This window comes from Pseudorhodobacter antarcticus (genome assembly GCF_900110135.1).
In the GTDB taxonomy this organism is placed as follows: domain Bacteria; phylum Pseudomonadota; class Alphaproteobacteria; order Rhodobacterales; family Rhodobacteraceae; genus Pseudorhodobacter; species Pseudorhodobacter antarcticus.
In genome coordinates this window covers 30,599-40,289 of sequence record NZ_FOCO01000005.1, presented here as the reverse complement: position 1 = coordinate 40,289, position 9,691 = coordinate 30,599, and the positions used below count along the sequence as shown (strand labels likewise).

9 protein-coding genes are annotated in these 9,691 nt (G+C 61.8%); 3 read left to right on the top strand and 6 right to left on the bottom strand.

Going from position 1 to position 9,691, the window contains the following annotated elements:
- Position 1: 1 nt before the first annotated feature.
- From BMY36_RS03455 to BMY36_RS03445, 3 genes are read right to left on the bottom strand one after another with little or no spacing between them, the layout of a single operon-like run.
- A complete protein-coding gene (locus BMY36_RS03455) occupies positions 2 to 583 on the bottom strand; it encodes a DUF1190 domain-containing protein (RefSeq protein ID WP_050519471.1) in 582 nt (193 codons plus the stop codon).
- Between the two features lie 44 nt (positions 584 to 627).
- Positions 628 to 1,854, bottom strand: a complete 1,227-nt coding sequence (locus BMY36_RS03450) for a glutathionylspermidine synthase family protein (protein WP_050519470.1) — start codon at positions 1,852 to 1,854, stop codon at positions 628 to 630.
- Between the two features lie 20 nt (positions 1,855 to 1,874).
- Positions 1,875 to 4,136, bottom strand: a complete 2,262-nt coding sequence (locus tag BMY36_RS03445; RefSeq protein ID WP_050519469.1) for an adenosylcobalamin-dependent ribonucleoside-diphosphate reductase — start codon at positions 4,134 to 4,136, stop codon at positions 1,875 to 1,877.
- Positions 4,137 to 4,291: 155 nt separating this feature from the next.
- Between BMY36_RS03445 and BMY36_RS03440 the strand changes: the two genes are divergently transcribed.
- Entirely contained in the window at positions 4,292 to 4,723 is a 432-nt protein-coding gene (locus BMY36_RS03440) for a DUF1489 family protein (protein WP_050519510.1), read from the top strand.
- A gap of 95 nt (positions 4,724 to 4,818) precedes the next feature.
- On the opposite strand, the gene hisG is transcribed toward BMY36_RS03440, so the two are convergent.
- The 3 genes from hisG to hisS are packed head-to-tail and all read right to left on the bottom strand — an operon-like array spanning position 4,819 to position 8,266.
- The gene (hisG, locus tag BMY36_RS03435) at positions 4,819 to 5,523 is read right to left on the bottom strand and encodes an ATP phosphoribosyltransferase (RefSeq protein WP_050519468.1); all 705 of its coding nucleotides are present in this window, start codon (positions 5,521 to 5,523) and stop codon (positions 4,819 to 4,821) included.
- Entirely contained in the window at positions 5,520 to 6,629 is a 1,110-nt protein-coding gene (locus BMY36_RS03430) for an ATP phosphoribosyltransferase regulatory subunit (protein WP_050519467.1), read from the bottom strand. Before BMY36_RS03430 ends, hisG begins: the two co-directional genes overlap by 4 nt.
- The gene (hisS, locus tag BMY36_RS03425; RefSeq protein WP_050519466.1) at positions 6,626 to 8,266 is read right to left on the bottom strand and encodes a histidine--tRNA ligase; all 1,641 of its coding nucleotides are present in this window, start codon (positions 8,264 to 8,266) and stop codon (positions 6,626 to 6,628) included. Before hisS ends, BMY36_RS03430 begins: the two co-directional genes overlap by 4 nt.
- Before the next feature lie 69 nt (positions 8,267 to 8,335).
- Between hisS and BMY36_RS03420 the strand changes: the two genes are divergently transcribed.
- Both BMY36_RS03420 and BMY36_RS03415 read left to right on the top strand, forming a co-directional pair.
- Positions 8,336 to 8,533: a SlyX family protein gene (locus BMY36_RS03420; protein WP_175469242.1), complete on the top strand. Its 198-nt coding sequence runs from the start codon at positions 8,336 to 8,338 to the stop codon at positions 8,531 to 8,533.
- A gap of 66 nt (positions 8,534 to 8,599) precedes the next feature.
- The gene (locus BMY36_RS03415; RefSeq protein WP_050519465.1) at positions 8,600 to 9,679 is read left to right on the top strand and encodes an AbrB family protein; all 1,080 of its coding nucleotides are present in this window, start codon (positions 8,600 to 8,602) and stop codon (positions 9,677 to 9,679) included.
- The last annotated feature ends 12 nt before the right edge of the window (positions 9,680 to 9,691 follow it).

The window sequence follows — 9,691 nt, the reverse complement described above, 5'->3', positions numbered from 1 at the left end:
TTTAGCCGCCTGTGCTGGTGCGTCCGGCGCTGGAATTGCCGAAACCACCGCGTGCGGCGGCGGTGCCGCGTGACATCGGGGCCTGACCTGCGGTGGTCGCGGGGCGGGTGAATTGCGAGGTGTTCAGTTTCGCAGCGCCCGCATTGTTGGAAAAATTGCTGGTGCCTGCGGCGTTGGTGAAACCGCCGCCGGGTTTTTGGTACAAAGGCTGGCTGGCGGCCATGCCTGCCCGATTGCTCATCATGCTGCCGATCAAATAGCCCATCATCAATGGCATGAAGATACCGCTGGACCCGCTTTGGGTTTGGGCCTCCTCAGTCCCGCAAGCGCCTTCGCCGTGCTGTTCTTCGCACACGGCCAAGCTGTCGTAGCGGGGGGCGGCTTCGACATGCAGGGCGGCGGCGGCGGCGAAGGACGCATCACATTCGGCCACCGTAATCGCCCCGCCGTTTTGCGCGGCATTGGTGCAGCTTTGCAAGTCGGGGAAAGCTTGGGCATCGACCTGTTCCTCTTGGCAGCCGGCAAGCGTGAACGCGGCGGCGCCGAGGATGGTGATGGCGATGGTGCGAGAGCGTTTGATCATGGCGTGGCCTTTTATCGGGGTCGTTTGGATAGATATAGCGCGGTTTAGCCGGAAATAAAATGCGGCTTAAAGCGCGACAGGTCTTGGGTGATGCGCGAGCGGTCTTCGCGGATGCCGATGCCTGCGCAAGTGTCGCCGATAATCCATGCGCCGATCACGGGGCGGAACCCGTCACATTCGGGCAAGGGCGCGTAGGCTTGGACGATGCGGGGGTGTTCGGCGTAGGTGGTGTTTTGCGATTGTTCCGCGATTTCGCCGTTTTTGAGGATGAAAACGGAGGCCCCTTCGCGCGACAGGATGGGTTTGGTCACATGGGCCGCGCGCAACTGATCGGCGGCGCGCGCGAATGAGGCGGCGACATGGGGGGCTGCGGGGCCAGTGCCTGCCAGCGCGTCTTTGATGTCGTCTTCAAAATACGCGGGCAAGAGGTTTGGGTGGCCTTCAAACATCTGCCAAAGGACGGGGAGGAGGCCTTTGTTCGAGAGCAGCGCCTTCCATGCGGGTTCCAGAAACAAGCAGTTGGAGCTGGCGATATTGGCGGCGAAATCATCGCGCAAAAGGTCTTCCCACGGGTAGAGTTTGAAAAGGACGCCGATGCGGCGGTCTTGGTCATCCAAGAAGCCGCCATCATCGCTGACGGCGAGTTTATCAAGGTCGCAGTAATGCGCGCCAAGCCCCGCTTCGCGTGCGGCCCAGCCCATCGCCTCGACGGTCGCGTAGTCTTCGGCGTTGCCTGCGACGGCGGTGAAATGCAAATCGCTGCCTTGTTCAAACACATCGCGAAAGCGCGCGACCAGCGATTCGTGGATGCCGTTGAACTGGTCGCTGTTGGGCGCGATGACGCCTGCGCCAATCTGATCTTCCAGCCATTGCCATTGGAAAGACGCGCTTTCGTACAGCGAGGTTGGCGTATCGGCGTTGTATTCCAACAGCTTGGCAGGACCATCGCCATCATAGGCCAGATCAAAGCGGCCATAGATTTCCGGGTCGCCCCGCCGCCAGCTTTGCGCGATCAGGTCGCGGTGGCGAGGGGGAATGGCCACACGGTCCATCAACGCATCGTCGGTCAGGATATGGGCCACCGCCTGTCGGCACATGGCGTGCAGGGCGGTGGCGGGGTCTTCGATATCATCCTCCACCTGTGCCAGCGTGAAGCTGTAGGCGGAGGTTTCATCCCAGTAAGGTTCGCCGTGCATATCGGCAAAAGTGAATCCCACCTCGGCCGCGTAATCGCGCCAATGGGGACGTTCGGGCAGCGCGATTTTCTTCATGTTCTAGCCCTTTTGGCGGGTCAACCGCATTTGGAGAAACCGCAATCGGCGCAGGTCATGCAGCCCTCAATCATGCGCATTTGATAGCCGCCGCAAGAGGAGCAGGATTTGCCTTTTGGCGCGCCGATGGAGACGATTTCGGCCTGCGGGTCGGATTTCAGGCCCATCCCCTCGCCCGCGATGAAGCCTGTGGCGATAAGGTGGCGTTCAATAACGCCGCCGATTGCGGCGAGGATGGAGGGGATGTAGCGCCCTTCGACCCATGCGCCGCCGCGCGGGTCAAACACGGCCTTCAACTCCTCCACCACAAAGCTTACATCACCGCCACGGCGGAACACGGCGGAGATCATGCGGGTCAGCGCCACGGTCCATGCGAAATGTTCCATGTTTTTGGAGTTGATAAACACCTCAAACGGGCGGCGGTGATCGCTGATGATAATATCGTTGATGGTGATATAGAGCGCGTGTTCGGAGCCGGGCCATTTGACCTTGTAGGTGGAGCCTTCCAGCGCTGCGGGACGGTCCAGCGGGTCGGTGAGATAGACAACTTCGGCGGATTGTTCTGCCTCGGGCACCGTTTCCGACGTTTCCTTGACCGACAAAACCGAGCCTGTGACCGCGTTGGGGCGGTAGGTGGTGCAGCCTTTGCAGCCTTGGTCCCATGCGGCCATATAGACCTGCTGGAAGTCATCAAAACTGATGTCTTCGGGGCAGTTGATGGTTTTGGAAATGCTGCTGTCGATCCATTTTTGCGCGGCGGCCTGCATGCGCACATGGTCCATGGGCGGCAAGGTTTGGGCGTTGACGAAATAATCGGGCAAGGGAGCGTCGCCGTGCAGATCGCGCCACATGCGGACGGCGTAATCGACGACTTCTTCCTCGGTCCTTGACCCGTCTTTTTGCAGGACTTTGCGGGTGTAGGCGTAGGCAAAAACGGGTTCAATCCCGCTGGAGACGTTCCCCGCATAAAGGCTGATGGTGCCGGTGGGCGCGATGGAGGTGAGAAGGGCGTTGCGGATGCCGTGGGTGCGAATGGCGTCGCGCACATCATCGTCCATCGCGAGCATAGTGCCGGACGCGAGGTATTTATCGGCGTCGAACAGGGGGAACGGGCCTTTTTCGCGGGCGAGATCGACGGAGGCGAGATAGGCGGCGCGGGCGATTTTCTTCATCCACGCTTCGGTTTGTGCGGCGGCGTCTTCACTGCCGTAACGCTGGCCGAGCATCAGCAAAGCATCGGCAAGCCCTGTGACGCCAAGGCCGATGCGGCGTTTGGCGTGCGCTTCATCGCGCTGTTGCGGCAACGGAAAACGGCTGGCGTCGACCACATTGTCCATCATGCGCACTGCGGTGGCGACCAGCGATTTCAGGGCTGCGGGGTCGAGTTTTGCGCTTGCGGTGAAGGGGTCCGTGACCAAGGTGGCGAGGTTGATGGAGCCGAGCAAGCAGGCACCGTAGGGGGGCAACGGCTGTTCGCCGCAAGGGTTGGTGGCGGCGATGGTTTCGCAATAGGACAGGTTGTTGGCGGCGTTGATGCGGTCGATGAAGATCACGCCCGGTTCGGCAAAATCAAAGGTGTTGCGCATGATTTTGTTCCACAAATCGCGCGCGTTCAGGGTTTTATAGACCTTGTTGTTGAACACCAAATCCCATGGGCCATCGGCCTTGACCGCCGCCATAAAGGGGTCGGTGACCAGCACCGAGAGGTTGAACATGCGCAGGCGGGCGGGGTCTTTTTTCGCCTCGATAAACGCCTCAACATCGGGGTGGTCGCAGCGCATGGTGGCCATCATGGCACCCCGGCGGCTGCCGGCGGACATGATGGTGCGGCACATGGAATCCCAGACATCCATGAAGGAGAGGGGGCCGGAGGCGTCGGCGGCCACGCCTTTGACCTCGGCCCCGCGCGGGCGGATCGTGCTGAAATCATAGCCGATGCCGCCGCCTTGCTGCATGGTCAGTGCAGCCTCTTTCAGCATGTCGAAAATGCCGCCCATATCGTCGGGAACCGTGCCCATGACGAAACAGTTGAACAAGGTGACGGAGCGTTCGGTGCCTGCGCCTGCGGTGATGCGCCCGGCGGGGAGGTATTTAAAATCCTCCAATGCTGCATAGAATTTGGGTTCCCATGCTGCGGGGTTTTTCTCGGTCGCGGCAAGGGCGCGGGCGATTCGGCGCCACGTATCTTCGACCGTGCCATCAATCGGGGTGCCGTCTTGCTGTTTAAGACGGTACTTCATGTCCCAAATTGCTTCGGCGATGGGGACGGAAAAACGGGACATGTGTCAGATCCTTTTGGGCAAGGTTTGGTGGGTCTTGAAGTGCGAGGATACCAGATAGGCCGGGGGGGACCAAACGTCAACGCGAGACTGGGATGGAGAAGGCCTTGCCGTTGGGGGATGAGACGTTAAGTAGGGTTTAAGATTTGAGGAGCATGATGGTGGGAACGGTGCATTTGTTGAAGCTGTGCGTGGGCGCGCAGGCGGTGGAGGATTTGGCGGCGTGGCAGGATGCGCGGCGCAAGACTTGGCCGGACAATTTGCCGCGCCATATTACGCGGATGTGGCCGAAACGGGAGGGCGAAATCCTGAACGGGGGCGCGCTTTTTTGGGTGTTCAAAGGTGTTATTTTGGCGCGGCAGTCGATCAAAGGGCTGGAGGAGGTGCGCGGCGAGGATGGGATTTTGCGCTGCGCCATTGTGCTGGACCCTGAGATTGTGCGCACCGAACCCGCACCCCGCCGGCCGTTTCAGGGCTGGCGGTATTTGACGGTTGAAGATGCGCCACGCGATTTGCCAAAATCGCGCGGGGTGGAGGAGGCGTTGCCGCCGGAGCTGGCGCGGGCGTTGGCGGATATTGGGTTGCGTTGATTTTCGCGCGGTCGCAGCGGGGTAGAACCCCGCTGCTGGGCCCAACATGAAGCTGCGTGCCAAAGGCGCGCGGGCGCAATGGCGGGAGGGGTTCGTTACAGGCTGGCGGTGACACCGAGTTGGGCGCAAAGCGTGTTCAGCGTTGCGCGGGTATCAGAGGTCCAATCAGCGGCGCGGGCGGCGAATAGAGTCGCTTGGGACGCGTGGATGAGGCCGTCTGACAGGATTTTCAGATGGTTCGCGCGCAGGGTTTCGCCCGATGATGTGATGTCGGCAATCGCCTCGGCGGTCAGGTTTTTCACGGTGCCTTCGGTCGCGCCTTGGCTGTCGACCAGCTGGTAATCAGCGACCCCTTGGGCGGTTAGGAATTCACGCACAAGGCGGTGGTATTTGGTGGCGATGCGCAAGCGGTGGCCATGGCGCGCGCGAAAGGCGGCGGCGGCGGCGTCAAGATCATCGACCGTGTCCACATCAATCCATGCGGTGGGCACGGCGATGATAAGGTCGGCGTGGCCAAAGCCCAAGGGGGCGATTTCCGCCACTTGGGCTTGCCAATCCGCCAGTTTGTCGCGCACGAGGTCGGACCCGGTGACGCCCAGATGGATGCGCCCGGCGGCAAGATCGCGGGGGATTTCGCCTGCGGACAAAAGCACCAGTTCAACGCCCGCGACACCGTCCACCGCCCCCGCATATTCGCGGTCGGACCCGGTGCGGGCCATGGTGACGCCGCGCGCGCCGAACCAGTCAAACGTCTTTTCCATCAGCCGCCCCTTGGACGGCACACCGATTTTCAGGGTCATGTGATGCCTCGCAATGCGGCGACAAGGCCGGGGCGGATGATGCCACCCACAGCGGGGATAGAGCGGCCTTGGCCCAAATGGGCGGTCAGCGCGTCATAGCGGCCGCCCAAAGCGATGGGGGGGGCGTTGGCCGCGCCATTGCCGGGGCCTTGGAAGCTGAACACGAAACCGTCGTAATATTCCATCGACGAGCGGCCATGGCTGGCCTGAAACGCCAAATCCGATGGGTTGATGCCGTGGCGTTCCAGCGCGTCAAGCCGGGTCGCGAAACGGTCCACGGCGGGTTCAATCGCGGGCAGCATGGGGGTGATGCCGCGCAGGTGCGACAGCGCGGCGCGGGCGGGCGCTTGCAGGGTGAGGAGGTCGTAAAGGAGCGCCGCCTCAGGCGCGTTCAGCGGTGGGGTTTGCGCGTCGTCCAGCAGGGTTTGGGCGCGCTGCGTGATTTCGGCCTGTGTGCGCAGGCCAGTGATCGGGCCGGTGGCGGCGATCAGGGCGGCGGTGTCGCCTGATTGCAGGCGGTTCAGCATATCGGTGCGGGCCTGCGTGGGGGCGGCGCGGTCCGAAAACCGGTCGAGGAGGTTGCGAAACCGCGCGGGCCGCCAGATGTGACGCAAGAGGGCCGCGCGGCGGTGCGGGCTGGTGGTAAGGCCGTTGACGGCGGCCATGAGGATGCCGATGTCGCCTGTTAAGGCGCGCGCGCCAAGGGGGGCGAGGAGGCTGTGGAACAGCGCAAACACCTCGGCATCGGCGGCCTGCGGTTCGGCGCGGTCAAAGAGTTCAAACCCCACTTGCAGGTATTCGCTGGCGCGGGGGCCAAGGTGGTCTTGTTTGCGGTACACCTCGCCCATGTAGCAGTATCGCGCGGGGTCGGCGCCGCCTTGCATATGGGCCTGCACCACGGGGACGGTGAAATCGGGGCGCAGCATCATTTCGCCGCGCAACGGGTCGGCGGTGACATAGGCGCGGGCGCGGATATCCTCGCCATAGAGGTCCAGCAGAGTGTCGGCGGGCAGCAGGGTGTCGGCCTCTACTGCTGTGGCCCCCGCCGCTTTGAAGGCGGCGAAGAGGCGGTCGGCTTCTTCGCGAATTTCGGCGCGGGTGGTCACAGGTAATCAGCCAACTTTAATGGTCCCTTTTGATGAAGAAGCATCAGTTTTACTGCATTCACCAGCCCTTCTACCTTAACTTCCTCTTGCGCGGGGCGGTCTTTCCATTCCTCCAGCGTGGCGTTTTCGGCGATTTTTGCGCCGAGGATAAGGTCTTTGAGGATGACCACGCCTTTTGCTGCCTCATCCCCGCCTTGGATGATCGCGATGGGGGAATTGCGTTTGTCGGCGTATTTCAATTGGTTACCAAAGTTTTTGGGGTTGCCGAGGTAGACCTCGGCACGGATGCCAGCGGCGCGCAGGTGGCCGACCATTTGCATGTAATCGGCCATGCGGTCGCGGTCCATCACGGTCACCACAACGGGGCCAGCGGGTGCTTGACCTGCTTGGCCTTTGGCGCGCAGGGCGGCCAAGAGGCGGTCAACGCCGATGGAGACGCCTGTGGCGGGGACGGATTGGCCTGTGAAGCGTTTGACCAGATCGTCGTAACGCCCCCCGCCCGCGACGGAGCCGAATTGGCGCTTGCGGCCTTTTTCGTCGAGGATTTCGAAAGTCAGTTCAGCCTCATAGACCGGGCCAGTGTAGTAGCCGAGGCCGCGGACCACGGAGGGGTCGATGACGATGCGGTCGGGGCCGTAGCCTTGGGCTTCGAGGAGAGAGGCGATATCAGAGAGTTCGTCAACGCCATCCATACCAACCTCAGAGGTCCCTACAAGATTTGCAAGGTGGCTCAACAGTAGTGCGTTGTATCTCATGCCTGCGTCAGTCGGGCCTTTGGCTGGGTTTTCACCGTACTGCGCTGTCAAGACTGCCTGCTCAAGCTGCAACGTATCGTTATTCAAAACAGGTAGAATGATGTCCTCTTGGGCTTGGGCGTTAACAATATCTTTTGCTTCAATAAATCCCAGAATAATGTTTACCTGCGCATCACTCAGCCCCGCGCCCTTCGTGAAATCGCCGCTGTCATCCTTGCGCCCAGCGCCCAAAAGCGCGCGCACGCCGTCCGGCCCCAAGCGGTCCAGTTTGTCGATGGCGCGCAGGACGATGCCGCGTTCGGCCTCTTTGTCGTCGCCTGCAAGGCCCGCAACCTCCATCACGCCGTTCAGCACTTTGCGGTTGTTCACTTTGATGATGTAGTCACTGCGCGCGATGCCGACTTCCTCCAGCGCATCGGCCAGCATGGCGCAGATTTCGGCATCGGCGGCCACACTTGGTGCGCCCACGGTGTCGGCGTCGCATTGATAGAATTGGCGAAACCGGCCCGGTCCCGGCTTTTCATTGCGCCAGACGGGGCCGAACGCATAGCGGCGGTAAGGGGTGGGCAGGTCGTTGCGGTTTTGGGCGGCAAAGCGCGCGAGGGGGGCGGTGAGGTCATATCGCAGCGCGAGCCAATCGCCATCCTCATCCTGCCAGCCAAACACGCCTTCGTTGGGGCGGTCCACATCGGGCAGGAATTTGCCCAACGCCTCCACCGTTTCCACAGCGCTGGTTTCCAGTGGGTCAAAGCCATAGCGTTCGTAGACGGCGGAAATTTTGGCCAGCATGTCGCGGCGTTCCACCACATCGGCGCCGGAATAGTCGCGAAAGCCTTTGGGCGTTTCGGCGCGCGGTTTGCGGGGTGCTTTGTCTTTGGCCATCGGGAAACCCTTTGCAGCTGATGCAGGGGCGGTGTAGCGGATGGGGAAAGGTGCTGCAAGGATGGGATTATGACGGACGATTTGCGGGCGATGGAGGAGCGGATGGCGCATTTGATGCGCGCGGTCGATGATTTGTCGGATGTGGTGGCGGCGCAAGCGGATGAGATTGACCGCCTGACCCGGCGCATGGCGCAAGTGATGGACCGGATTTCCGCGCCCGATGAAGGGGGCGCGGTGTTTACCGATCAGCGGCCGCCACACTGGTAGGGGCGGATTGGTAAAAGCGCTTGCAGTTTCAGGCGCTTGGTGGTCGGTTATGGGCAGAGGTGGTGCATGAAACCCATTCAAATTGGCAAGACGCGGATTGATCTGGTGCCACTGGCGGCGACGATGCTGCTGGGCACGGGCGGCGGGTTTGCGGGGCATTGGCTGGGGCTGCCGTTGGGGTATTTGCTCGGGTCGCTGGTCGTGGTGGCGGTGTGGGCGATCATGGGGTGGCGGGTGCTGCGCCAGCCCATCCATTTGCCGCAACCCCTGCGCATGGCGTTTATTCCGATCATTGGCGTGGGGATTGGGGGCGCGTTCACGCCTGAGATTTTTCGCGATGCCGCCGGGTGGTGGCCCAGCCTGTTGGCGCTGTTGCTGTTTGTGCCGATGGCCCAAGCGTTGGGGTATCTGATTTACCGCAAGGGAGGGCTGAACCCTGCGACCGCCTATTTTGGGTCAGTGCCCGGTGGGTTGATGGAAATGGTGGTGCTGGGTGAGGAAGCGGGGGCGGATGTGCCGATCTTGGTGCTGATCCAGTTTTTGCGGCTGATTTTAACGATTATTTTTGTGCCGGTGCTGTTTGCGGTTTTGACGGGTCATGCGGTGGGGTCTGGGGCCGGGGTGGCGTTGACCGGGGCGGAAAACCCGTTGGAATTGTGGGATATTGCGGCGCTGTCAGTGGCGGCGGTGGGCGGGTATTTTCTGGGCACCTATCTGCGCTTTCCCGCTGCGATTATGACGGGGCCGCTTGCGGCATCGGCGGTGTTGCATTTGACGGGGGTAACAGATGCGGTGCCGCCTGCCTGGACGATTGCGATGACGCAGGTGATTGTGGGCACGGGTTTGGGCGCGCGGTTTGCCGGGATTGCGGCACGGACGTTGCGGCGCGGCAGCCTGCTGGCGCTGCTTTCCACGGGGGCGTCACTGGTGCTGGCGTTTGTGTTTGCCGAAGGACTGCATTTGACGATTGGCCTGCCGTTGACCGCGCTGTTTTTGGCCTTTGCGCCCGGTGGCATTACGGAAATGAGCCTGATCGCGTTGAGCCTGCAAGTGAGCGTGGTGTTTGTGACGCTGCACCATGTGTTGCGGATTGTGGTGGCGATTACGCTGGCCAAATTGTTTGCGCGCAGGGTGCTGGGGCCCTAAGGCGGGACGCCG